Here is a 23,344-nt window from a genome sequence, read left to right as displayed (position 1 = left end):
TCAGCCCGCGGCGAGCACCGACTCCCGCAGCAGACCGGCCACCAGCGCCGGACCGTCCAGCGTCAGCACCGACTCCGGATGGAACTGCACCGACGCGAAACCGGGCGCCCGCAGCGCATGGACCTCACCGCTCAGCGGATCCCGCGCCACCTCCACCGCCCGCGCCGCCAGCCGCCGCGCCGCGTCCTCGTCGCAGCGCGCCGTGAAGCTGCTGTAGAAGCCCACCGTCTCCGGCCGTCCGAAGAAGTCGATCCGCTCCTGGGCACCCTGGTACGGCGTCCGCTTGCGGACCAGCGGCAGCCCCAGCTCCGCGGCGATCAGCTCGTGCCCGAGACAGACACCGAGCACCCCGTGCGGATGCCCGCCCAGCAGATCCGCCGCCAGCCCCCGCAGCAGCCGCATCTTCGGATCGGCGGTGTCACCGGGATCCCCCGGGCCGGGGCCCAGCACCACCGGTCCGTGGTGGGCGCCGACCGCCTCCCGCAGCCCGGGCTCGTCGAACCGCCGTACGGTCACCTCCAGCCCCGTCGACCGCAGCAGATGGGCGAGCATCGAGGTGAACGTGTCCTCGCCGTCGACCACCAGGGCGTGCCCGCGCAGCCGCCGGTCCACCGGGCCCGCGGCCGGCTCCTGGAGCCGCAGCCAGAACGGGGCGAGGGAGGAGCGGCGGGCGTCGAGGGCGGCCCTGACCCGGGGGTCGTCCGCCAGCCGGGGCCGCCCGGCCTCGGCCGCGGGCCGCCCCGGGCGCACCCCCAGCGCCGCCAGGACGCCCGCCGCCTTGGCATGGGTCTCGGCGACCTCGTGGGCGGGTACCGACTGCCGGACCAGCGTCGCCCCGACCGGCACCCGCAGCCCGCCGGCGGCATCGATATCGGCGGTACGGATCAGAATGGGCGAGTCCAGCGTCTGCGCACCGCTGCCGTCCCGCCCGATCAGCGCCAGCGCGCCCGCGTAGTAGCCGCGGCCGCCCACCTCGTGGCGTTCGATCACCCGGCAGGCGTTCTGCACCGGGGAACCGGTGACCGTCGCCGCGAACATGGTCTCCCTGAGCACCTCCCGGACATCCAGCGACGACCGGCCGCGCAGCTCGTACTCGGTGTGCGCCAGATGCGCCATCTCCTTGAGCCGGGGCCCGACGACCACCCCGCCCCGGTCGCCCACCGTGCACATCATCTTGAGTTCCTCGTCGACGACCATCGACAGCTCGTCGCGCTCCTTGGGGTCGTCGAGGAAGCGCAGCAGCGCACCGGCGTCCGGGCCGCCGGGCGGATAGCGGAAGGTGCCGCTGATCGGATTCATCACGACGGTGCCGCCGCTCATCCGGACGTGCACCTCGGGGCTGGCCCCGGCCAGCGTCCGGCCGCCCGGCCCGGTGTGGACGACGAACGTCCAGTACGCGCCCCGCTCACCCGCGAGCAGCCGGCGGAACAGGGCCAGCGCGTCGGCCCGCCCGTAGCCGGGGATGGTCCCGGTGTACGTCCTGCGGATCACGAAGTTCGCGCCCTCGCCGCCGCCGATCTCCTCGTCGACGACCCGGGTGACGATCTCGGCGTACTCCTCGTCCGGAACGTCGAAGGCACCGCCCTCGACCCGGACGGCACGGTCCGGCAGCGCGTCGAGGACCTCGGCGAGCGGCAGCTCGTACAGCTCGTCGGCGATCAGCACGCTCAGCGGGGTGCCGTCGTCGCGGACGTCGAACCCGCGCTCCCGGATCTGCCGGAAGGGCACCAGGGCCAGAGACGGCCGGTCGGTGAAGACGGGCAGCTCGGCGAGGGTCTCGCAGGTACGGACCGGGCCGAGCAGCACTTCGACCGTGTCCCCGTCGTGCCCGGGGGTACGCCTGCGGAGCAGGGCGAAGGGGCGGTCACCGGAGAGCAGGCGGGCGATCACCCCGGCGGCGGACGGCCGGGGCGCGGTGGGGGCGGACCCGGCGGCGGGTCCCCCGGCGCCGGGGGACGCCGTGGCACGGCCGGGTGCGGGAGGGGCGGGCAAGACAGGAGAGGTGGACGAGACGGCTGGTGCTGCTGGTGCGTCCGGCGTGTTCAGGGCTGGGTTCGGGGACATCCGGGTTCCTTCCGGCGGGGCTCGGACGGCGGTGCTGCCGTCGGCTTCGGGAGCCGCGGGGGAGAGGACGGCCGGTGTCCGCGGAGTGCGGACGGCGGAAAACACGAAGGCCGCCCCTCGGGCGGCCTGGTCGTCTGCTTCGCTGCGTCTGCTGGGAACGCGCAGTCAGTGGGCCGCCGGATGAGCGGTCCACCACCACTGGGTGCGGTGCTGCGTCGAATTCATGCCGCGACTGTAGCGCACGCCGGGCGAGCGGCGTCCCGGAACCGCCCGGGCCATCCCCTGCCGCTCCGGGGCGGCAGGGGCCCGTCCGGTGGGGCATGCCTCGGGGGCGGTGCCGGATGTCCCTTCGGATGCCGCCGGGGGCGGTGCCGGGTGTCCCCGGGCCGGGACGATCAGCGGATCAGCCGTAACACCGGTAAACGGATGAGGCCCGGTGTGATTTATGTGACGGAATGCTGGACCACACGTCTCATTGGGTGGGCGGCGACCGGGCGCCGGGCGCCGACCCCGTACTGTTGGCGGTGTGACCGTGAACGCTAAGACCACCGCCTCCGGTGGCAACACCTGGCGAGACCTGCCCGCGGCGCAGCAGCCCGAGTACCCGGATGCCGAGGCTCTGCGCGATGTGATCGCCGAGCTCGAAAGCTATCCGCCACTCGTCTTCGCGGGCGAGTGCGACCAGCTCAGGGCGCGCATGGGCGCCGTTGCCAGGGGCGAGGCGTTCCTGCTCCAGGGCGGCGACTGCGCCGAGGCGTTCGACGGCGTGTCCGCGGACCATATCCGCGGCAAGCTGAAGACGCTGCTCCAGATGAGCGCCGTCCTCACCTACGCCGCGTCCGTCCCGGTCGTGAAGGTCGGCCGGATCGCCGGCCAGTACTCCAAGCCGCGCTCCAAGCCCACCGAGACCCGCGACGGCATCACCCTGCCGACCTACCGCGGCGACTCCGTCAACGGCTTCGAGTTCACCGAGGCCGCCCGGATCCCGGACCCGGAGCGGCTGAAGCGGATGTACCACGCCTCCGCCTCCACGCTGAACCTGGTCCGCGCCTTCACCACCGGCGGCTACGCCGACCTGCGGCAGGTGCACGCCTGGAACCAGGACTTCGTGAAGTCGTCCCCCTCCGGCCAGCGCTACGAGCAGCTCGCCCGGGAGATCGACAACGCGCTCAACTTCATGAAGGCCTGCGGGACCGACCCGGCCGAATTCCGCGCGGTCGAGTTCTTCTCCTCCCACGAGGCGCTGCTGCTCGACTACGAGGGCGCCCTCACCAGGACCGACTCCCGGACCGGGCACCTCTACGACACCTCGGGCCATATGGTCTGGGTCGGTGAGCGCACCCGCCAGCTGGACGGCGCGCACATCGAGTTCGCCGCCCGGATCCGTAACCCGATCGGCATCAAGCTGGGCCCGACGACCACGGTCGACGAGGCGCTGACCTACATCGACCGGCTGGACCCCGAGCGCGAGCCCGGCCGGCTGACCTTCATCGTCCGGATGGGCGCCGACAAGGTCCGTGACAAGCTCCCCGAGCTGGTCGAGAAGGTCACCGCGTCCGGTGCCACCGTTGCCTGGGTGACCGACCCGATGCACGGCAACACCTTCGAGGCTGCCTCCGGCCACAAGACCCGGCGCTTCGACGACGTGCTCGACGAGGTCAAGGGCTTCTTCGAGGTCCACAAGGGGCTCGGCACCCACCCCGGCGGTATCCATGTCGAGCTGACCGGTGACGATGTCACCGAGTGCGTGGGCGGCGGCGACGAGATCTTCGTCGACGATCTGCACCAGCGGTACGAGACGGCCTGCGACCCGCGGCTGAACCGCAGCCAGTCCCTCGACCTGGCGTTCCTGGTCGCGGAGATGTACCGGGACCAGTGACCGGCGACCGGTGACGGACCGGTGACCGTACGTCCGGCGCGAGCGCCGTGCGTACGTCCTCCGTACGAGAGTGGGGCGCGGATCCTTGTGATCCGCGCCCCACTCCGTTTTGTCCACTCGCCGAGGCGGGTAAGGTTAGGTTAGCCTCACCGATGAATCGGGTCGATTGTGTCGGAAAGGGCAAGAGCCCAGGGTCCCGTCCATGCCGGACGGAACCCGGCGCACCGGACCCCAACAGTCCATCGGGAGGTGAACCGCGTGTACGTCTGCTCATGCTTCGGCGTTACGGAGCAGCAGGTCAGAGCGCACGCGGCCGCGGGCGCCTGTACGCCCCGCCAGATCGCCTCCGCCTCCAAGGCGGGCACCGACTGCGGATCGTGCGTCCGTACGATCCAGTCCATCCTCGGCCGGGGGGCCTGCCCCCGGCGCGAGCTGATCGACCAGGGCCGGCCCGCGCTGGCGGCCGTCGCGGAGGCGCCGTCCGCACCGGACGCCGCCGGATCCGCCGCCGCCGTCCCCGGTGTGCCGGGGATTCCGGGTGTGCCGGGGATTCCTGGCGCTCCGCCGGTCACCGCCGTACCGGGTGTACCCGGTCTGCCCGGCGGAGGTACGGGGCTGGGCGAAGCCGCCTAGCGGTCCCCGCCGTCCGGCCACCGCCCGGTCGCCGCGCCCGCCGGCCGCCGCCCGGTGGATCAGCTCTCCGGCTGCTCGATCAGCTGGGCGAGATAGAGCGGCTCTCCGAGCTTGTCGATCAGTGCGAGCTGGGTGTCGAGGTAGTCGATGTGGTGCTCCTCGTCCTCCAGGATCGTCTCGAAGATATTCGCCGAGGTGATGTCCCCCTTGGCGCGCATCACCTCCACGCCCCGCTTCAGCCGGTCGATCGCCTCGACCTCGACCTGGCGGTCCGCCTGGAACATCTCCGTCACGGTCTGGCCGATCCGGACATGGAACAGCCGCTGGTAGTTCGGCAGGCCGTCGAGGAAGAGAATCCGGTCGGTCAGCACCTCGGCGTGCTTCATCTCGTCGAACGATTCTGCGCGGGTGTACTTGGCGAGCTTGGTCCAGCCGAAGTTCTCCTGCATCTTGGCGTGCAGGAAGTACTGGTTGATGGCGGTCAGCTCGGCGGTCAGCTGCTCGTTCAGAAACTCGATGACCTCGGGGTCGCCCTGCATTGCAGCGGCTCCTTCCACGGGAGTGGTGGCTCTGGGCCAGGTCCGCGCATCCTTGCACCGCCACCGGTGGCCGTCCAGTAAGTGCCTCCTTAGTAGGAGTTGCCCGAATCGGGCCAGACCCGGTCATGACCACCCCTCCCGGTCTGTCACCATGGGGATATGGGTCAGCCGGAGAACAGGAGTCGCCGAGCAGCAGTGGAATCCGAGCTTCCGCCGGGTCAGCGGCTCCAGCGGGGCTGGCCGGTCACCCACTACGGCCCTGTTCCCAAGTTCCGTCCGGAGCGCTGGGAATTCCGTGTCTTCGGTGCCACGGCGGACGGCGGCAAGCGCTGCTGGACCCATGAGGAGTTCTCGGCGCTGCCCTTTTCGACGGTCGTGGCGGATCTGCACTGCGTGACGAAGTTCAGCATGCTCGGGGCCGAATGGGGCGGTGTGCCCGCCCGGACGATTGCCGAGCTGGCGCCGCCTGCCGCCGATGTCACCCATGTGATGGTCTGGGCCGAGTACGGGTTCAGCGCCAATATGCGGCTCGCCGATTTCACCTCCGAGCGGTCGATTTTCGCCACCCACAAGGACGGTGAACTGCTCACCGCCGAGCACGGCTTCCCGCTCCGGCTGGTGGTGCCCCATCTCTATGCCTGGAAAGGGCCCAAGTGGGTACGGGGCGTCGAATACATGACGGCCGACCGCCGGGGCTTCTGGGAGGAGCGGGGGTATCACAACATCGGGGACCCCTGGAGTGAACAGCGGTACTCCTACCAGGAGGATCCGGGCGACGGCCCCGAGCTCTGACGGCCCGGGGCCCTCTTTCGGCCGATCGGTTGACTCGTGTCACTTGCATCACCTGCACATGTCACCGGCACTTTCGGGACGGGTCCGGAGGTACCGGTGACACTCCGCTGCCGGCGCCGCGTCCCACCGTCCGCGGCTCCCGGGCAGCACCGGCGGGTCGGCCGGACGGGCCCCGCAGGCCGTTTCCGCCCTTCCGGCGGCCTCCCCGCCGGCCGGCAGCCGTTCAGCGGCCGGGGACCGGCTCCCGCAGCTCCTTGAGCAGGGCGATGTCCGCCGCGTACTTCTCCTGCCCGCCGGGCGTCTCGATGATCAGCGGTACGCCCTCGGTCGCCGGATGGTGCAGCAGCTCCCGGAACGGGTCGGCACCGATATGCCCCGAGCCGATGTTCTCGTGACGGTCCTTGTGGGCGCCGCTGGCCTCCTTGGAGTCATTGGCGTGGACCAGCTTCAACCGCCCCTCGCCGACCGTCGCGACCAGTTCGTCCAGTGCTCCGGACATCCCGCCCGGGGCCGCCAGATCGTGTCCCGCCGCATGCACATGGCAGGTGTCGAGGCAGACGCCGAGCCGGGGGTGGAAGTCCAGAGCCTCGAAGTACGGTCCGAAGTCCGCCACCCGTGAGCAGAGCGACGAGCCCTGGCCCGCCGTCCCCTCCAGCAGCAACATCGGATCGTCGTCCGCGGTCAGCTCGTCGAGCAGCGGCAGCACCAGCTCCCTGACCTGCGCCAGCGCCGTCTCCCGGGACCGCCCCCCGGTCGCCGAGCCGGTGTGCACCACCACACCGAGCGCCCCGATCTCCCGCCCCCGCCGCAGCGAGTGGCGCATGGAGGCGACGGACCGGAGCGCGGTCTCCTCGGTATGGGAGCCGAAGTTGATGAGGTAGGGGGCGTGGATCCACGGCGAGAGTCCCTCCGCCGCGCACCGCTCGCGGAAGGTCTCGTCCTCCGCCGGACGGCCGTCGGGTGTCGCCCAGCCCCGGGGGTTGGCGACGAAGACCTGGACGGCCTCGGCGCGGATCTCGCGGGCGTACCCGAGTCCGGTCGTGGCGAGTCCGCCGGCCACGGGGACATGGCCGCCGACGGGATTGCGCATGGCTTTTCCTGCTGTCCTTCCTGATGGCCGTGGATACGGCCGGTACTGGGGCCGGGGCGGTGCGGGGCGGCCCGCCGCCGGTGACGGCTCGGAGTCCCCCGCGGGCTCAGAGCCCCTTGAGGGTGATGGTGACCGTGCTGCCCTCGGGTGCCTGTTCGTCCGCGGACGGAGACTGGCGGGCGACCTTGTCCCCGAGGTACGGGAAGGTCTTCGCCACCTTCACCTCGAAGCCCGCCGCCTCCAGATCACGCCGGGCATCGCCTTCGGAGGCGCCGGAGACATCGGGAACGGTGATCATCCGGGGGCCCTTGGAGACCGTGAGCGTGATCGTGTCGCCGGTGGCCAGCCGGGTGCCCTCGGGGGCCGACTGGCGGGCGACGGTCCCGGCCGCCTCCGGCGAGTTGACCTGCTCGGGTGCCACCTCGACCGCGAAACCGGCGCCTTCCAGGGCGGCCGTGGCCCCGGCGACCGGGTCGCCCGTCACATCCGGCACCTCGACGGGCGCGCCCTTGCTGACGACCAGGGTGACGGCCGTATCGGGGCTCCGTCCGGTGCCCGCGGGCGGATCCGTGCGGATCACCGCGTCCCGCGGCACCGAGCCGCTGAACTCCCGGGAGACCTCACCGGGCGTCAGTCCGGCCTTGCTGAGCCGCTCCTCGGCGTCCTTCAGGGGCACGCCCGCCAGGGACGGCACCCGGACGATCTCGGGGCCGCGCGAGACGACGAGCGTCACCGAGCCGTTGCCCCGGATCCGCTCGCTGGTCGCCGGATCCGTACCGATGACGGTGCCCCGGTCGACCGTGTCGCTGAATTCCCGCCGGACGCCCTTCACGCCCAGCCCGGCGTTCTCGATCCGCTTCTCCGCCTCCGCCTCGGTCTTCCCGATCACGGCCGGGACCCGGGTGAACTGCCCCGAGGTGACGTACCAGACTCCGGCGACCGTGCCGAAGACCGCCAGTACCGCCACCAGGATCGTGATTACGCCGCGCCGCGGCAGCCTGGGCAGCTCGCGCCGGCCCGGGCGGGCGGCGCCGGCCGGGGGCAGCGGCGGGACCGCCAGCCGGGCCGTGTGCTGGGCCCGCTGTTCCTCGGGGAGCGCGGCGGAGGTGCGCGGGATGACGTCCGTACGCTCCTCGGAGCCCCGCCGCCGGGCCCGTCCGCGAACCCGGCCGGACGGCTGGTCCCCGGACGGCCGGTCCCCGGACGGCTGGTCGCCGGGCTCCCGGGCAGCGGGCGGCAGCAGGTCGAGCTGGGCATCCGTGAGGGCGGCCCGTACGGCCCTGGTCCGCGCCAGCAGGGCCACCGCGTCGTGGGGCCGGACGGCGGGGGTGCGCGCGGTCGCCCCGGCCACCAGCTCGTCCAGCTCCACGGCGAGGCCGGGGACCGCGGCCGACGGGGCGGGAACGGCGTCGTGGAGATGCTGGTACAGCACCTGCGCGGGGGTGTCGCCGGTGTACGGCTTGGCGCCGGTGAGCATCTCGTAGAGCACGACTCCGCAGGCGTAGACGTCGGAGCGGGTGTCGGCGGTGCCGTCCTCGATCTGCTCGGGCGCCAGATAGGAGACCGTGCCGAGAACGCCGCCGGTGGTGCTGGTCACCGAGCCGACGGACCGGACCAGCCCGAAATCGGCCACCTTGACCCGGCCGTCGTCCCCTATCAGGACGTTCTCCGGCTTGACGTCCCGGTGGACGAAGCCCGCCCGGTGCGCCGCGCCGAGCGCCGCCAGCACCGGCTCCAGGATGTCCAGCGCGGCCCGCGGCCGCAGCGCGCCGCGCTCCCGCAGCACGTCCCGCAGGGTGCACCCGGCCACGTACTCCATGGCCAGATAGACATAGGCACCCTCGGCGCCCTGGTCGAAGACCCCCACCACATTGGGGTGCGCCAGCCGGGCGACGGACTTGGCCTCCCGGATGAACCGCTCCACGAAGGTGGCGTCCGTCGCCAGCGCCGGATGCATCACCTTGAGCGCCAGCTCGCGGTCCAGCCGGGTGTCCAGGGCCCGGTAGACCGTGGCCATCCCGCCGACGGCGATGCGCTCGTCGACGCGGTATCGGCCGTCGAGCACCTGCCCGACGAGAGGGTCCTGGAGGGTCGTGTCCACGGGCCGATTCTACGAGCCGGGACCGACATCCCCGCCGCGGCCGGTCCCCGCGGGGGCCGCACCGGGGCAGGATCGGATCAGGAACGATGCCGAGCCGTGACGCTCCGCCGCCGCGCCGCTCCCGCCGCGGGTGCCGGAACGGGGCCGCGGAGCGCCGGGCCGCTTTCCCGCCCCTCGCCGTATGCGGGCGTACGGGGGCGTGCGCCCTTACTGCCGGAACGCCGGCCGCTCCGGGTCGGGCGGCTCGTGGTTCGCCGTCCCGGAGGCGTCCGGGCCGAGGTCCGCGATACCGGCCGCGGGGGAGGAGGCGCGGGCGAAGTGGCGGCGCGGGATACGGCCCGCGCGGTAGGCGAGCCGGCCCGCCTCGACCCCGTACCGCATCGCCTCCGCCATCAGCACCGGCTCCTGCGCGCGGGTCACGGCCGACGCGAGCATCACCGCGGCGCAGCCCAGCTCCATCGCCAGGACCGCGTCGGACGCCGTACCGGCGCCCGCGTCCAGGACGACCGGTACCCCGGCGTTCTCGACGATCAGCTGGAAGTTGTGCGGATTGCGGATCCCGAGGCCGGAGCCGATGGGTGAGCCCAGCGGCATGATCGCGGCGCAGCCGACGTCCTCCAGTTTCCGGGCCAGCACCGGGTCGTCGCTGGTGTACGGCAGGACGGTGAAGCCGTCGTCGACCAGGGTCTCGGCCGCGTCGAGCAGCTCCACCGGATCGGGCAGCAGGGTCCGCTCGTCCGCCACGACCTCCAGTTTCACCCAGTCCGTGCCGAGGGCCTCGCGGGCGAGCCGGGCGGTGAGCACGGCCTCCCCGGCGGTGAAGCAGCCCGCGGTGTTGGGCAGGACGCGGATGCCGAGCCGGGTGAGTACGGAGAGCACCGAGCCGTGGACCGTGGGGTCCACCCGGCGCATGGCCACGGTGGTGAGCCGGGTTCCGCTGGCGATCAGCGCGCGCTCCAGCACATCGAGGCTGGGCGCGCCGCCCGTGCCCATGATCAGCCGGGAGTCGAAGGAGGTGCCGGCGATGGTGAGGGGGTCGGCAATGGTGAGGGGATCGGCGGTCGTGCGGGGGGCGGAGCCGGGACGGGTTTCGCCCGGGTGTTCGTGGTGGCCGCCGGGGGTGGCCGGCGCGGCCGGGGTGAGGTCGGACACGGCGGGTCAGCCCCCCTGGACCGCGGTGAGGACCTCGACGCGGTCGCCGTCGCCGAGGAGCGTGCCGGGCCACTGGCCGCGGGGGACGACTGTCTCGTTGACCGCGGCGGCGACCCCGGCCGGTGCCGAGGTGAGGGTGGCGACCAGGGCGTCGAGCGTGGTGCCGGTGGCGAGTTGACGCCACTCGCCGTTGACCGAGACGAGCGCGGGAATGCTGTTCATACGAGCTGCTCCTGGGAGGCGGGGGCGGCGGGGAGGAAGCGGTCGGGGGTGAAGGGATGGGCTTCCTCGGGCAGGGCGCCGGTGGCGAGCGCCGTCGCGATCGCGTCGCCGGTCAGGGGGGTGAGAAGGACACCGTTGCGGTAGTGGCCGGTGGCCAGCAGCAGCCCCGGCAGGGTGCTCGGGCCGAGCAGCGGCGCGTTGTCGGGAGAGCCGGGGCGGAGCCCGGCCCGGGTCTCGGTCAGCGGCAGCTCGGTGATGCCGGGGACCAGTTCGTGGGCGTCGCGCAGCAGTTCGTAGATCCCGCCGGCGGTGACGGTGGTGTCGAAGCCCAGTTCTTCGCTGGTCGCGCCGACGACCAGTTCGCCGCCCACTCTGGGCACCAGATAGACCTGGCTGCCGCGGACCACGGCGCGCACGGTCCTGGAGAGGAAGGGCGCGAGCGGCGCGGGCACGGTCAGCCGGAGGATCTGCCCCTTGACCGGGCGTACGGGGGGCAGCGCGTCGGCGGGCAGGCCCGCCAGCCGCCCGCTGAGACTGCCCCCGGCGAGTACGGTCCGGCCGGCGCGCAGTTCGGTGCCGTCGGCCAGGGCCGCGCCCGCCGCCCGGCCGCGCTCGACCAGCAGCCGGGCCGCCCAGTGCCGGTGGAAGCGCACCCCGGTGCGTTCGCAGGCGGTGAGCAGGGCCGCCGTCAGCCGCCGGGGGTCGACCTGGTGGTCGCCGTCGACCCGGAGTCCGCCGCGGACGCCGGGGGCGAGCATGGGTTCCAGCTTCCGGCACTCCCGGCCGGTCAGCCACTGCGAGTCCAGCCCGGACCGCTGCTGGAGGGCGTGCAGTTCCCGCAGATGGGCGCGGTCGTCGGCATCGAGGGCGACGGCGAGCGTGCCGCAGGCCCGGTAGCCGACGGACTGCCCGCTCACCTCCTCCAGTTCGGCGGCGAAGGCGGGATAGCGCCGGGCGGACTCCAGGTTGAGCGCCAGCAGGGCCTGCTCGCCGTAGTGCAGTTCGGTGACGGCGGCGAGCATGCCCGCCGCCACTCCGGCCGCGCCGCCGCCCGGCTCCGGATCGGCGACGGCGACCGTGAGTCCGCGCTGCGCGGACCGCCAGGCGACGGCGAGACCGATGATCCCGCCGCCGACGACCAGGACGTCGGGGCATCCGGCGAGCCGGTCCGGTGTGCTCCCGGCCGGTCCCGGGGTCCTGGTACGGGGCGGTGCCGCCGCCGGGGAGTGCCCGGCCGCCGCAGGCGGCGGGACCGGCCGTGCGGCGGCCGTTGCGGATGGTTCGGGGGTACGCGACATGGGTGTCCAGCTCCTCCCTTCGCCGGCATGACCCGGATCAGGTTCGTACGGTCGGAGGCCGGCCAGCCTCCCTCTCAGCCCGGTGCGTCCGGGCTCCCGCGAGTGCTTTACGGTGGCCAGCCTAACCCCCGGATCCGCGGCGCAGTAAGACGGTCGGGACGGCACCCGGCCGCTCCGCCCCCGGGGATCCGGACCCGAGGGAGGGGCTTTCACCCATGGCGAGTTCGCTCGACGGACGCGTGCTGTTTCCGGTCGCCGACCAGGCGCCCGGCCAGGTCGGCACCCGTACCCGCTTCGTCTACCACGAGGAGGAGGGCCGTATCTGGGCCGAGTACGAGGGCGGCGACGTGGTCCGCGGCCATCTCGTCGGTACCCGCGACGCCGACCGGCTCGACTTCCGCTACGTCCAGCTCAAGACGGACGGCGCCACCTCGTCCGGACACTGCGTCTCCACCGTCGTCGAACTGCCCGACGGGCGGCTGCGGCTGGAGGAGAGCTGGTCCTGGGAGTCCCAGGACGGTAGCGGCACCAGCGTGGTCGAGGAACCCCGCCCCTGACCACCCCGCCGCCCGGCGACCCCGACCGCGCCCGATGTCTCCGTGCCGTGAGGTGGGCCGGTAGCCGCTCCGGAGCGGCGGGAGGGCATCCGGGAGCGGCCCGGGTGCGCCAGGCGTCGCCGTGCCGTGAAGTGGCCGGTCACCGTGCTTCCGGCGCGGGCGGGAGAGCACCGGGTAGCCGTACGGCCGTGGCCGCCCGGGACCTGCGCCTGCGCTCGGCGGCTCCGGGCCCGGGGTCCGGTAGGCCGCGGTCCCCGGGACGAGTGGTGTCGTATCCGGTGGTCCGCTTGCCTGCTCGGGTGGACGGTGCCCGGCCCGGTTCCCCGGGGGCAATGTTCTGACTGGGTGTCAGATGTTTAAGGTGGAGGGGTGAGCGATCAGCAGGCGGAGACGGAGCAGGGACAGCCGACGGCGGGCGTGGTCGTCGTCGGGGCGGGCATGGCCGGGGTGCAGACGGCCGTCGCCCTGCGGGAGCTGGGGCACACCGGCCCCGTGACGGTCATCGGGGCCGAGCCCCATCAGCCGTACGACCGGCCGCCGCTCTCCAAGGCGGTCCTTCTCGGCACGGCCGAGGGCTCCGCCTTCGACGTGGACTTCGAGGCGCTCGGGATCGTGCTGCGGCTCGGCGTCGCCGTGACCGGGCTGCGCCCCGCCGCCCGCGAACTGGACACGGAGGCCGGACCCGTCCCGTACGACGTGCTCGTCGTCGCCACCGGCGCCGAGCCCGTCACCCTGCCCGGCTCCGAAGGGGTGCCCGGGGTCCATCTGCTGCGCACCCTGGACGACGCCGAGCGGCTCAGGCCCGTGCTCGCCCGCCGCCACGACATCGTGGTCGTCGGCGCGGGGTGGATCGGCGCCGAGTTCGCCACCGCCGCCCGTGCCGCGGGCTGCGCGGTCACCGTCGTCGAGGCCGCGGACCGCCCGCTGGCGGGCGCGCTGCCCGCCGAGGTCACCGCCCCGATGGCCGACTGGTACGCCGGAGCCGGGGTGGAGCTGATCACCGGCGCCCGGGTGGCCTCGGTGGAGCCCGGGGCCGTCGTCCTGTCCGGCGGTCGCCGGATCCCCGCGGACGCCGTCGTCGTCGGCATCGGCGCCCGGCCCGCCACCGCCTGGCTCGACGGCTCCGGAATCGACACCGGCCCCGACGGCTCGGTCACCGCGGACGAGCGGCTGCGCACCACCCTGCCCGGGGTCTACGCGGTCGGGGACTGCGCCTCCTTCCCATCCGTCCGCTACGGCCGGCGCCTGCTGGTCCACCACTGGGACAACGCCCTCCAGGGCCCCCGCGCGGTCGCCACCAACATCCTCGCGGACCTGGAAGCCGCCGCCCGCCCCGAGGGCGCCCCGCCCGGACCCGCCGTAGCCCCCGCCGTCTACGACCCCGTGCCGTACTTCTGGTCCGAGCAGTTCGGCCGCTTCGTGCAGTACGCGGGCGACCACGGCGGCGCCGACACCCTCCTGTGGCGCGGCGACCCCGCCGCGGCCGCCTGGTCGGTGCTCTGGCTCCGCGACGGCGCCCTCGTCGCCGTGCTCGCCGTCGGACGGCCCCGAGACCTCTCCCAGGGCCGCCGGATCATCCAGTCGGGCGGACGGCTGGATCCGGCGGCCGCGGCGGACCCGGCGACCCCGCTGAAGTCCGCCGCCCGCTGAACTTCCCGTGCCGCGGCGCGCCCGCCGCGGCCCCGGCGACCAGGAGACCCCTCGTTAACATGGGCCGGATGGCCGTCTTCCGGCGGGGCTCCCGCTACCCACTGCCGGTCCCGGATGGCACGCTTGTCCCGTGACCGAGATTGACGCAAAGATCGATGCCCTCGTCCCCGCCTGGCTGACGCTGCCCGATATCGCCGAGCAGCTGGACGTCGAGGTGACGCGGGTGCGGCAGCTGGTGAAGGAAGGCGGCCTGATCGCGGTGCGCCGCGGGGAGAACCGCGTTCTCCAGGTCCCCGCCGCCTTCATCAGCGGGGACAAGGTCGTGAAGGGCCTCGCCGGCACCCTGACCCTGCTCAAGGACGACGGCTTCACCGACGAAGAGATGCTGGAGTGGCTCTTCACTCCCGACCCGACCCTGCCGGGCACTCCCGCCCAGGCCCTCAACGAGAACCGCGGCACGGAAGTGAAGCGCCGGGCCCAGGCGCTCGCCGTCTGACCCCGCCGGGCCCCGGCCCGGGACGCCCGCACCGCGCGGGCGCCCCGGGCCGCCCACCGGTGCGCGCCGGCTCCGCGGGCCGTCCGAAGGCCGCGCCCCGGAACGGCGCCCGTGCCGGGCCCCGGCGCCCGCCGCCGTACCGCCGAACCACCTCTGGGGGGAATCCGCCATGCCCGCGACACCGAACCGCCGTGCCCGGCTCGCCGACGCCCGGCTCTACCTCTGCACGGACGCCCGCACCCGCCAGGGCGACCTGCCCGGCTTTCTCGACGCGGTGCTCTCCTCCGGCGTCGACATCGTCCAGCTGCGCGACAAGGGCATGGAGGCGGCCGAGGAGCTGGCGCATCTGGAGGTCTTCGCCGACGCCTGCCGCCGCCACGGCGCCCTGCTCGCCGTGAACGACCGCGCCGATGTCGCCCATGCCGCCGGAGCCGACGTGCTCCACCTCGGCCAGGGCGATCTGCCGGTCCCCGCCGCCCGTGCCCTCCTCGGTGAAGGGGTCCTCATCGGCCGCTCCACGCACAGCGAGCCCGAGGCCGGGGCCGCCGCCGTCCAGCCCGGCGCCGACTACTTCTGCACCGGCCCCTGCTGGCCCACCCCCACCAAGCCCGGCCGGACCGCCCCCGGCCTCGGCCTGGTCCGGGCCGCCGCCGCCCTCGATACGGACCGGCCCTGGTTCGCCATCGGCGGGATCGACGAGGGCAATCTCGACGAGGTGCTCGACGCGGGCGCCCGCCGGATCGTCGTGGTCCGGGCGATCACCGAGGCCGATGACCCGGGTGCCGCGGCCGCCCGTCTCAGTGCGCGGATACGCGCCCGCTCCGAGCAGCCATGACGCGATCCGGGGCTGTCCGATGGGTGGACTGCGGTTGGGACACCCCTCCACCCCCGATAGCCTGCGGGTATGGCCCTAGGAACAGCATCGACCAGGACGGACCGCGCGCGGACCGTGCGTGAGCTCCTCGCGACCGGGCGGACCTCCTACTCCTTCGAGTTCTGGGCACCCAAGACCGAGAAGGGTGAGCGGAACCTCTGGAACGCGCTGCGCCGGGTGGAGGCCGTCGCGCCGAGCTTCGTCTCCGTGACGTACGGCGCGGGCGGCTCGACCCGCGCGGGCACGGTGAAGGCGACCGAGCAGATCGCCTCCGACACCACCCTCACCCCGGTGGCCCACCTCACCGCGGTCAACCACTCCGTCGCCGAACTGCGCAATATGATCGGCCAGTACGCCGACGCCGGGATCCGGAACATCCTCGCGGTCCGCGGCGACCCGCCCGGCGACCCGATGGGCGAGTGGGTCCGCCACCCCGAGGGGGTGACCTACGCCGCCGAACTGGTCCGTCTCATCAAGGAGTCCGGTGACTTCTGCGTGGGCGTCGCGGCGTTCCCCGAGATGCACCCGCGCTCCGCCGACTGGGACACCGACATCGGGCATTTCGTCGACAAGTGCCGCGCCGGGGCCGACTACGCCATCACCCAGATGTTCTTCCGCCCCGCGGACTATCTGACGCTCCGTGACCGGGTGGCGGCAGCAGGCTGCGACACCCCGATCATCCCCGAGATCATGCCCATCACCAGTACGGGACAACTGGAACGATTCGCTCAGCTCAGCAACGCGGCGATTCCCGCCGAGTTGAAAGAACGGATCCTCGCGGTCAAGGACGATCCCGCCGCTGTACGCTCCATAGGTATCGAGTTCGCAACGGAGTTCTGCGCGGAGCTGCTCTCGGAGGGTGTGCCGGGGCTGCACTTCATCACCCTCAACAACTCCACGGCGACGCTCGAGATCTACGAGAATCTCGGACTGCACGAGCAGGTGTGACCGGCCGTACCCGACGACGGCCGGAAGAGAGGGGCGGGGATGGGTCTTACGGTCCTCTACATCGCTTTCGGCGTCGTGGCGCTGTGGCTGCTGGGTGAGGTACTGCTCCAGTACAAGGCACGGCTGCGCTGGCGGCTGCTCGCCTTCGGCGGCTTCCTCACGGTCGTCCTGGGCGTGCTGGTGGCCTCCCGGGTGGTCATCGCCCTCGGCGCGATCGCCTTCGCCGTGGGGCAGACATATGTGACGCTCTCCTTCCGGAAGGGCTTCTCCACCGGCTGGGCGATCGGCGGCCGGCCGGGCGCCAGCCGCCGCCGCAGGGACGGCGTGAAGGAGGCCCGCCGGGCGGCCGCGGCCCCCGCGGCGGAGCCCGGACCCCGGGACGCGTACGGCACGCCCCGCACCGACGGCCCGGACCTGCCGGACATGCCGGACCTGGCGGAAACCCCGGGCCACGGCTTCCCGGCCACCCCCGACGGCTTCCCGGCCACCCCCGATGTGGGGGTGCTCGCGGGCGCCGGCGCGCCGGGCGTCCCCGGCTCGGTGTACGAGCCGCAGCCGATGCCGGACGAGACCGGTCAGTACGGCGTCTACAGCGACACCGCCTATATGCCCACGGTGCAGGCCCAGGACGAGGTGATCCTGCCGGACGGAGCCCCGGACGGCGGTTCCTACGACGGGGGTTACGCCCCCTACTACGGCGGCCAGCAGGCCCCCGAGGCCCCCGCGGGAGCCCCCGGCGGTTACGACTTCGGCCAGGACCAGCAGCAGTACCCCGCCTACTCCGACCCTTATGTGGGCGGCGCCCAGCAGGAGTTCGCCCCGTACGAGGGCGGCTACGACAGCTTCGGCAACCCCCAGCCGTACGGCTCGCAGGACCCCGCCGGCTACTACCCGCAGGACGGGCTCACGGACACACCGCCCGGCGGGGTGTGGGTGCCCCAGCAGCGGGACACCGACACCGGTCATCAGCCGGGACCCGGTGAACAGCCCCCGTACGACTACGGAGGTCCCCAGGGCCACGGCCCCGGATACGACAACGACCAGCAGCAGTACCGCTACTGACCCGCGGGACCCGGATCCGGGCCGGATCCGGAGGGCAGTGCGGAAGCGAGCGCCAAAGGGGACGGGCCCGCCGGACATCCGGCGGGCCCGTCCCCTTTACGGCCCGTGCCCGGTGCGGGCCTCCCGGCCCGCCCGCTCACTGCGAGCCGCGGAACCCCGCGCCCTCCACGATCAGCCCCGCCACCAGCGCCCCCGACATCCCCGCATGGGCGAGGCCGCCGCCCGGATGGGCCCGGCCGCCGACGAGATACAGCCCCGGCACCCGGGTGGCGTTCCCCGGGTGCAGCCAGCGGCCCCCGGGACCGGCCAGCGCCGGGGCGGGCAGTGCCCCCGTCTCCGCGGGCGTCAGGATCTCCCGCCACAGCAGCCGCTCCCGCAGCGCGCCCGGTCCGCCGAAGTCCGGGTCGGCCGCGGCGACGGTGTCGGCCAGCAGCTCCGCGTACCGTTCGCGCAGGGCCTTGTCGGTCCAGTCGGGTCCGGCCCCCGGAGAGCCCGGGGCACGGTGCCCGGCGACCGTCGCGGTCAGGGTGACGGCCTCGTGGGCACCGTCGGGACGGGTCCGGGGATCGCCCGGCCGCAGAACCGTCACCGTGGGCCGGTCGGCGAGCCCGCCGCCGAAGACGGCCGCCGCCTCCGCCGCGGTGTCGGGGGAGTGCACCACCGTACGGTGGGCCGTACCCTCCCCGGCCGCACCCCGCAGCGCCAGCAGGACCGTGAACCGGCCGGGCGGTACCCGGTCCGAGAGCCCGACGTCCCCGTCCTGCCAGAGCGCCCCGGCGCCGCCCGGGGTCAGCAGCGCCGCCGTGTCCGCTCCCGCGACCACATGGTCCGCCTCGACGGCGGTGCCGTCCGCGAGGACGATTCCGGCCGCCCGGCCCTCCCGTACGGTGACCGACGCCACCTCGGTGCCGAAGGAGAATTCCACCCGGCGCTTGCGGCACCGCTCGTACACCGCGCGGGCCAGCTCCCGCACCCCGCCCGCCACGTACCAGGTGCCGAAGGTCTGCTCCATGTACGGCAGCAGGGCGGCGCCCGCCGGAGCGTGCCTCGGGTCGAGGCCGTACGCCAGGGCGTACCAGGAGAAGAGCGTCGCCAGCCGGGGGTCGGCCAGCTCCAGATCGCCCACCCCGGCCACGGTCGACGCCCGGCGGCTGCGCAGGAAGGTCCGCTTCCGGAGCGCCGGATAGGGGTCGCGCTCCAGCACCTGCCAGTCGGACCAGAGCGGTTCCTCCAGCAGCGGACGGCGGGAGCGGTCCCAGGCGTCGCGGGCCCGGCCGAGGAACTCGCCCCACCGGCCGCCCGCGTCCCCGCCGAGCGCCCCGTCGAGCGCGGAGACGATTCCGGCCCGGGAGGCGTCCGGCAGTGCCACGGCGGTGCCGTCGGCGAAGAGATGACGGCTCGCGGGCGAGACCGGGACCAGCCCGACGCACTGCTCCAGCGGTTCCTTGCCGGTCTTCAGAAAGAGATCGCGCCAGACCGCGGGGAGATGGACCAGCCCGGGGCCGGTGTCGAAGGCGAAGCCGTCCCGCTCCAGCACGCCCAGCGCGCCGCCGTACGTCTCCGAGCGCTCGTACACCGTCACCCGGTGGCCGGCCACGGCCAGCCGCGCGGCCGCCGCCATTGCGCCCATTCCGGCGCCGATCACCGCAATCCTTGCCATGACCCCGACTCTATCGACCCGCGCCGACCATCCGGTCAGCCGCCCGGACGGCCCCGGCGGCGCACTCACTCTGTGGCGGGTGTGACTGCGGAGGTCTGAGTATGCGTACCTAGCGCGGCAGATGAGTAGGTACGCGGATGGGGCGGGACCCCGCCGCGCGGGAGAGTGGAACCACCGAAGGGGAGAGGGCCGGTACCGCCGGCACGGGGCTGCGGAACGGCGCTCCCCCCGAGGGAACGGGGTGCAGGGAGGAGGACCTCTCCGGAGGTTTTCCTCGACCGCGGGGGAACAGCGGTTACGGGGGTCGGGAGTCCACGGGGGGTCTCGGGGGAGACGGACTTCCGGTGCAGTGAGAAAAGGGGGGAACAGGGGGGAAATCGGGGGAACAGGGGGAACGGCCGAGTGCCGGTCCGCCCGGGCCGGGACAGCGGGCCGGGGCGGACCGGCACCGTCCTGCGTTCCGGCCGCCGTCCCGGAGGCCGGGTCCGTACGGTGTTGTACACCCGGCACCGGACTCGCCCCCGCACCGCGCCCGGCCCGCTCCGTACGCCCGGACCGTCCCGGATCAGCGCCCGCCGACCCGCCCGTGCAGCAGCCGCGACAGCGCCGCGTGCACCTCGTCCAGCGAACGGCCCGGCTGGAAGGACTGCCAGTCCAGGGCGGCCACCAGCACCATCCCGACCAGCGCCGCCGCGGTCAGCGAGATATCGATCTCGGCGCTGAGTTCGCCCTCCTCGACGGCATCGGCGAGTACCTGCTCCACCACCGCGACCGCCTGCTGCCGCACCACCAGCAGGGTCTCCTGCCAGGCCCGGTTGGTCCGCCACAGCTCGGCGACGAACAACTGGGTGAAGGCCGGATAGCGGTCGATGAAGACCAGTCCGGCCCGGATCATCGCGTCCAGCGCCTCGACCTTGGAGCCACCGCGCTCCGCCGTCTCCTCGGCGGCCGTCCGGAGGGACGCGGTCAGCAGCCCGACCCCGTACCGCAGCAGCTCCTCGAACAGCTCGGTCTTGCTCTTGAAGTTGTAGTAGACCGTGCCCTTGGCCACTCCGGCGCGCTCGGCGATCTCGTCCACGGTGGTGGCGGAGAAGCCCTGCTCGGCTATGAGGGTCACCGCGGCTTCGTAGAGCTTGGCCCGGGTCGCCCGGCGGCGGGTGCTGGTGCTGTCCATGGCGTCCATGGTGTCGATTCTCACAGGTCCCGTACGTTTCACGGACCGCCTTCCCGTACGGTCTCAACTGGTGATATCGGCACGGTCCGGGCGGCCGCCGGCGGCCGTACGGGAAGGCGGGGGGTCACAGGCTCAGCTCCGGATGGAGCCGGTCCAGCGTCCAGACCTGCTTGCGGCGTGCCGTCAGCGCGGTGAGCGCCAGGGCCCCCGCGGTGAAGAGCAGCAGGACCGCGGCGGCCTGCCACACCGGCCCGGTGGGGCCGCCGGTGATCAGTCTCCGCAGCGCCTCCACCACATGGGTCATCGGCAGGAACGGATGGATCGCGTTGAAGAAGCCGGGGCTGGTCTGTACGGGATAGGTGCCGCCGGCCGAGGTCAGCTGGAGCATCAGCACCGCGAGGACCAGGATCCGTCCGGCCGCCCCGAACCGGGCGTTCAGCCACTGGATGATCGCCGCGAAGCAGCCGACGGCCAGGGCCAGGAAGGCGACCGTCGCCACGCCGTGCACCGGGTCCAGGCCCAGCCCCCAGTGCAGGACCGACATCAGGACGGCGACCTGGGCCAGCCCGATGGCGAGCACCGGCAGCCAGCCCGCGAGCGCGATCCGCCCGGCGGACGCCCCGGCGGCCAGGGCACGCCGGTTCATCGGCTGGACGATCATGTAGGCGACCATGGCGCCGACCCAGAGGGCGAGCGGGATGAAGTACGGGGCGAAACCGGTGCCGTAGTTGGGCGCGGTATGCAGGGAGCTGCTGGCCAGCTTCACCGGGTCGGCCATGACCTCGGTCCGGCGCTCGCGGTCCGCCTGCTCGTAGTCGGGGATCTTCGCCGCTCCGTCGCTGAGCCCGGTCGCCAGTTCGGCCGAGCCGTCGACCAGCTTGAACAGCCCGCCGTCGAGATTTCCGGCGCCCGTCCTGAGCCTGCCCACCCCGGAGTCGAGCTCGGCGGAGCCGGAGGTGGCCTTCGTCAGTCCGCTGTGCAGGCCGGCCGCGCCTTCGGCGACCTTCTTCGCCCCGGCGTCGAGGGCGTTGACACGGGAGACGGCCGCCTTGAGGTCGCTGCCCAGCTTCGGCGCGCTCTCCGCCAGCTCGGCGGACTTCTTCTGGAGGTCGGCCAGCCGGGTGTCGAGCTGCTTGAGGCCGGTCTGCTCGCCGTCGAGCAGGGTGCCGAAGCGCTCGGCGACCGTACGGACCTCGGTCGCCGAGTCCCGGGCGCGCTGGAGTGCCGGGCAGAGCTCCGGGTCGGGGGCCGCGGCCCGCTCGCACTCCGTCCCGTACAGCTCCGTCAGCTCGTCCGCCGACGTCCGGGCCCGGGCCTCGGCGGGCGGGGCCGTCCCGGTCAGCCGGCCGAGCTGTCCGCGCAGGGACCCGGAGGCCTCGGAGACCTGGCGGGCGGTCGCGCCGATCGCCGCCCCGCCGTCGTCGAGACGGGTGCCGGTGAGGCCGTTCACCTTGTCGGCGAGGGTACGGGTGCCCTCGGCGATCTTCCGGGAGCCGGACTCCAGTTCGCTCGCCCCGCGGGTCAGCCTGCTCAGCCCGCCGGACAGCTTTCCGGCGCTGTCCTCGGCGTTCCTCAGCCCGTCGGCCAGATCGGCGGAGCCCTTCTTCGCCTTCCCGATGCCGCCCTTCAGCTCGTCGGCGCCCTTGGCGGCCTTCTCGGTCCGGTCGTGGATGTCCGAGAAGGAGATGAAGATCCGGTCGAGGAAGGAACGGGACGCCTTGGTGGAGGCGGCCGTGCGCACCTCCGCGAAGACGGTCCGGGAGATCTGTCCCACGATGTAGTTGTTGGCGTCGTTGGTCCGCACCTGGAGGGCGCCGGTCCCGGGGGAGTCGCCCGCGCCGGACGCGACCCTGCTGCTGAAGTCGCCGGGTACGGTGAGGGACAGGTAGTACGTCCCGTCCTCGACGCCCTTGCGGGCCTCGGCCGCGCCGACCTCGTGCCAGGAGAAGACGTCGCTGTCGCGCAGGCCCTCCGCGATCTCGTCGCCCGCGGTGACCTTCTCGCCGTCGGTGGTGGCCCCCTTGTCGTCGTTGACCAGGGCGACCGGGATCCGGTCGAGCTGTTCGTACGGATCCCAGAAGGACCAGAGGTAGAGCGCGCCGTACAGCAGCGGCAGCAGGACCACCGAGATGATCGCGGCCCGGGGCAGCCTGCCCCGTCCGAACCGCTTGAGCTCAAGCGCGGCCAGTTTCGGCGAGCGCATCGGCCGTCCCCTCCCCCTCGTTGTTACCGGCACCGGCACCGGCACCGGCACCGGCACCGTCGTCCGGCCGGTCCGCGGCCGACTCCGATGCGGCGGCTGTTTCCGCGGCTGTTTCCGCGCCCGTATCCGATTCCGTTCGGACGACGGCGGTGCACAGGTCGGTCCGCGCCTGGCTGCACACGGCGAGGACGGTGGTGCCGGTGTCCGCGACGGACCGCAGCAGGGTCCACGCGGCACCCCGGTCGCCGTCCGGAAGCTTCAGATCGGTGTCGTCCACGGCGAGCAGGGCCGGGCGGCCGATCAGCGCCAGCGCGACCGACAGCCGCAGCGCCTCCGTCCGCTCCAGATCGCGTACCGCGGTACGCCCCTCCTTGACCAGCGACGCCGGGTCGAGACCGGCCGTGGCCAGCGCCTCGTCGATGCGGCGCCGGGCCCGCCCGGCGCGTTCGGCGCGCGGGCGCAGCAGGGACCGGAAGGAGTCGTCGTAGCGGCGCCGGAGCAGGGCCCGCTCGTACAGGTGCTCGTCGACCGTGAGCGCCGGGTCGAGATCGCTGACCCCCGGTACGGGGCCGAGGGCGCTGATCCGGCGTACGGCCGCCATCCCGTGGGGCAGGGTGTGCCCGCCGACCACGGCCCGGCCCTCGGTGGGGCGCATCCGCCCGGTGAGCGCCAGCAGCAGACAGGTACGGCCGGAACCGGACGCGCCCTCGACGGCGATCAGGGAGCCGGGCGCGGCGTCGATGTCCACCGAGCGGAAGGCCCAGCCCCGCGGCCCCTTCACTCCGAAGCCCTCGGCGACGACGGCCGCCCCTCCCGGGCTGTTCACGTGCTCTCCCCCTCCGGAGCTGTTCGGCCAGTTTTTGAACTGACCAGTCAGTGCAAAAAGTATCGCGAACCAAGATCGGGCACAAAACCGCAGGTCGGAGCGGATTGTCAGTGGTGGCAGCCAC

At 73.3% G+C, this 23,344-nt stretch carries 20 protein-coding genes and 1 riboswitch; of the genes, 9 read left to right on the top strand and 11 right to left on the bottom strand.

What is annotated here, in order from left to right:
- Positions 1-2,064 carry an anthranilate synthase family protein gene (locus tag ACWDR0_RS01970; RefSeq protein ID WP_456349627.1) on the bottom strand — a complete coding sequence of 688 codons (2,064 nt, stop codon included), beginning with the start codon at positions 2,062-2,064 and terminating at the stop codon, positions 1-3.
- Between the two features lie 526 nt (positions 2,065-2,590).
- Between ACWDR0_RS01970 and ACWDR0_RS01965 the strand changes: the two genes are divergently transcribed.
- On the top strand, positions 2,591-3,943 hold the full coding sequence (locus ACWDR0_RS01965; RefSeq protein WP_456349626.1) for a class II 3-deoxy-7-phosphoheptulonate synthase: 1,353 nt from the start codon (positions 2,591-2,593) through the stop codon (positions 3,941-3,943).
- A 258-nt stretch (positions 3,944-4,201) separates the two neighbouring features.
- A complete protein-coding gene (locus tag ACWDR0_RS01960; protein WP_456349625.1) occupies positions 4,202-4,576 on the top strand; it encodes a (2Fe-2S)-binding protein in 375 nt (124 codons plus the stop codon).
- Positions 4,577-4,635: 59 nt separating this feature from the next.
- On the opposite strand, the gene bfr is transcribed toward ACWDR0_RS01960, so the two are convergent.
- Positions 4,636-5,115: a bacterioferritin gene (bfr, locus tag ACWDR0_RS01955; protein ID WP_456349624.1), complete on the bottom strand. Its 480-nt coding sequence runs from the start codon at positions 5,113-5,115 to the stop codon at positions 4,636-4,638.
- A gap of 159 nt (positions 5,116-5,274) precedes the next feature.
- Here bfr and ACWDR0_RS01950 point away from each other — a divergent pair, with 159 nt between their 5' ends.
- A complete protein-coding gene (locus tag ACWDR0_RS01950) occupies positions 5,275-5,907 on the top strand; it encodes a sulfite oxidase-like oxidoreductase (RefSeq protein WP_456349623.1) in 633 nt (210 codons plus the stop codon).
- Positions 5,908-6,130: 223 nt separating this feature from the next.
- Here the strand turns inward: ACWDR0_RS01950 and ACWDR0_RS01945 are convergent, their stop codons facing one another.
- The 5 genes from ACWDR0_RS01945 to thiO form a co-directional block, all read right to left on the bottom strand.
- Positions 6,131-6,997: a deoxyribonuclease IV gene (locus ACWDR0_RS01945; RefSeq protein WP_456349622.1), complete on the bottom strand. Its 867-nt coding sequence runs from the start codon at positions 6,995-6,997 to the stop codon at positions 6,131-6,133.
- A 106-nt stretch (positions 6,998-7,103) separates the two neighbouring features.
- Positions 7,104-9,098, bottom strand: a complete 1,995-nt coding sequence (pknB, locus tag ACWDR0_RS01940; RefSeq protein WP_456349621.1) for a Stk1 family PASTA domain-containing Ser/Thr kinase — start codon at positions 9,096-9,098, stop codon at positions 7,104-7,106.
- 207 nt (positions 9,099-9,305) lie between these two features.
- The gene (locus ACWDR0_RS01935) at positions 9,306-10,091 is read right to left on the bottom strand and encodes a thiazole synthase (protein ID WP_456349673.1); all 786 of its coding nucleotides are present in this window, start codon (positions 10,089-10,091) and stop codon (positions 9,306-9,308) included.
- A 165-nt stretch (positions 10,092-10,256) separates the two neighbouring features.
- Positions 10,257-10,472 carry a sulfur carrier protein ThiS gene (gene thiS, locus ACWDR0_RS01930; RefSeq protein WP_456349620.1) on the bottom strand — a complete coding sequence of 72 codons (216 nt, stop codon included), beginning with the start codon at positions 10,470-10,472 and terminating at the stop codon, positions 10,257-10,259.
- A complete protein-coding gene (gene thiO, locus ACWDR0_RS01925) occupies positions 10,469-11,770 on the bottom strand; it encodes a glycine oxidase ThiO (RefSeq protein WP_456349619.1) in 1,302 nt (433 codons plus the stop codon). The genes thiS and thiO overlap by 4 nt, the downstream gene beginning before the upstream one ends.
- A riboswitch (TPP riboswitch) is annotated at positions 11,767-11,880 on the bottom strand. It overlaps the preceding gene by 4 nt.
- Positions 11,881-11,985: 105 nt before the next feature.
- On the opposite strand from thiO, the gene ACWDR0_RS01920 reads away from it, so the two are divergent.
- From ACWDR0_RS01920 to ACWDR0_RS01895, 6 genes are all read left to right on the top strand, one after another.
- A complete protein-coding gene (locus tag ACWDR0_RS01920) occupies positions 11,986-12,327 on the top strand; it encodes a hypothetical protein (protein WP_456349618.1) in 342 nt (113 codons plus the stop codon).
- A gap of 369 nt (positions 12,328-12,696) precedes the next feature.
- Complete coding sequence (locus tag ACWDR0_RS01915) at positions 12,697-13,977, top strand: NAD(P)/FAD-dependent oxidoreductase (RefSeq protein ID WP_456349617.1); 1,281 nt, start codon at positions 12,697-12,699, stop codon at positions 13,975-13,977.
- 130 nt (positions 13,978-14,107) lie between these two features.
- Complete coding sequence (locus tag ACWDR0_RS01910) at positions 14,108-14,473, top strand: Rv2175c family DNA-binding protein (protein ID WP_456349616.1); 366 nt, start codon at positions 14,108-14,110, stop codon at positions 14,471-14,473.
- 169 nt (positions 14,474-14,642) lie between these two features.
- Positions 14,643-15,308 carry a thiamine phosphate synthase gene (gene thiE, locus ACWDR0_RS01905; protein ID WP_456349615.1) on the top strand — a complete coding sequence of 222 codons (666 nt, stop codon included), beginning with the start codon at positions 14,643-14,645 and terminating at the stop codon, positions 15,306-15,308.
- A gap of 69 nt (positions 15,309-15,377) precedes the next feature.
- A complete protein-coding gene (metF, locus tag ACWDR0_RS01900) occupies positions 15,378-16,295 on the top strand; it encodes a methylenetetrahydrofolate reductase [NAD(P)H] (protein ID WP_456349614.1) in 918 nt (305 codons plus the stop codon).
- A gap of 39 nt (positions 16,296-16,334) precedes the next feature.
- The gene (locus ACWDR0_RS01895) at positions 16,335-17,357 is read left to right on the top strand and encodes a hypothetical protein (protein ID WP_456349613.1); all 1,023 of its coding nucleotides are present in this window, start codon (positions 16,335-16,337) and stop codon (positions 17,355-17,357) included.
- Positions 17,358-17,493: 136 nt separating this feature from the next.
- On the opposite strand, the gene ACWDR0_RS01890 is transcribed toward ACWDR0_RS01895, so the two are convergent.
- The 4 genes from ACWDR0_RS01890 to ACWDR0_RS01875 form a co-directional block, all read right to left on the bottom strand.
- Positions 17,494-19,017 carry a phytoene desaturase family protein gene (locus ACWDR0_RS01890; protein WP_456349612.1) on the bottom strand — a complete coding sequence of 508 codons (1,524 nt, stop codon included), beginning with the start codon at positions 19,015-19,017 and terminating at the stop codon, positions 17,494-17,496.
- A gap of 565 nt (positions 19,018-19,582) precedes the next feature.
- A complete protein-coding gene (locus tag ACWDR0_RS01885) occupies positions 19,583-20,191 on the bottom strand; it encodes a TetR/AcrR family transcriptional regulator (RefSeq protein WP_456349611.1) in 609 nt (202 codons plus the stop codon).
- Between the two features lie 124 nt (positions 20,192-20,315).
- Entirely contained in the window at positions 20,316-22,394 is a 2,079-nt protein-coding gene (locus ACWDR0_RS01880; protein WP_456349610.1) for a YhgE/Pip family protein, read from the bottom strand.
- Positions 22,366-23,220, bottom strand: a complete 855-nt coding sequence (locus ACWDR0_RS01875) for an ATP-binding cassette domain-containing protein (RefSeq protein ID WP_456349609.1) — start codon at positions 23,218-23,220, stop codon at positions 22,366-22,368. Before ACWDR0_RS01875 ends, ACWDR0_RS01880 begins: the two co-directional genes overlap by 29 nt.
- Positions 23,221-23,344 lie beyond the last annotated feature (124 nt).

Source organism: Streptomyces sp. NPDC003691 (genome assembly GCF_053981115.1).
Note: the sequence above shows the minus strand (reverse complement) of the source record. Positions and strands in the feature narration are given on the sequence as shown.

Bases quoted from the DNA above. Each gene is read 5' to 3' on its own strand.
- ACWDR0_RS01970 (WP_456349627.1), bottom strand. From the start codon at position 2,064: ATGTCCCCGAACCCAGCCCTGAACACGCCGGACGCACCAGCAGCACCA.
- bfr (WP_456349624.1), bottom strand. From the start codon at position 5,115: ATGCAGGGCGACCCCGAGGTCATCGAGTTTCTGAACGAGCAGCTGACC.
- ACWDR0_RS01950 (WP_456349623.1), top strand. From the start codon at position 5,275: ATGGGTCAGCCGGAGAACAGGAGTCGCCGAGCAGCAGTGGAATCCGAG.
- ACWDR0_RS01945 (WP_456349622.1), bottom strand. From the start codon at position 6,997: ATGCGCAATCCCGTCGGCGGCCATGTCCCCGTGGCCGGCGGACTCGCC.
- ACWDR0_RS01935 (WP_456349673.1), bottom strand. From the start codon at position 10,091: ATGGGCACGGGCGGCGCGCCCAGCCTCGATGTGCTGGAGCGCGCGCTG.
- thiS (WP_456349620.1), bottom strand. From the start codon at position 10,472: ATGAACAGCATTCCCGCGCTCGTCTCGGTCAACGGCGAGTGGCGTCAA.
- thiO (WP_456349619.1), bottom strand. From the start codon at position 11,770: ATGTCGCGTACCCCCGAACCATCCGCAACGGCCGCCGCACGGCCGGTC.
- ACWDR0_RS01920 (WP_456349618.1), top strand. From the start codon at position 11,986: ATGGCGAGTTCGCTCGACGGACGCGTGCTGTTTCCGGTCGCCGACCAG.
- thiE (WP_456349615.1), top strand. From the start codon at position 14,643: ATGCCCGCGACACCGAACCGCCGTGCCCGGCTCGCCGACGCCCGGCTC.
- metF (WP_456349614.1), top strand. From the start codon at position 15,378: ATGGCCCTAGGAACAGCATCGACCAGGACGGACCGCGCGCGGACCGTG.
- ACWDR0_RS01895 (WP_456349613.1), top strand. From the start codon at position 16,335: ATGGGTCTTACGGTCCTCTACATCGCTTTCGGCGTCGTGGCGCTGTGG.
- ACWDR0_RS01890 (WP_456349612.1), bottom strand. From the start codon at position 19,017: ATGGCAAGGATTGCGGTGATCGGCGCCGGAATGGGCGCAATGGCGGCG.
- ACWDR0_RS01885 (WP_456349611.1), bottom strand. From the start codon at position 20,191: ATGGACAGCACCAGCACCCGCCGCCGGGCGACCCGGGCCAAGCTCTAC.
- ACWDR0_RS01880 (WP_456349610.1), bottom strand. From the start codon at position 22,394: ATGCGCTCGCCGAAACTGGCCGCGCTTGAGCTCAAGCGGTTCGGACGG.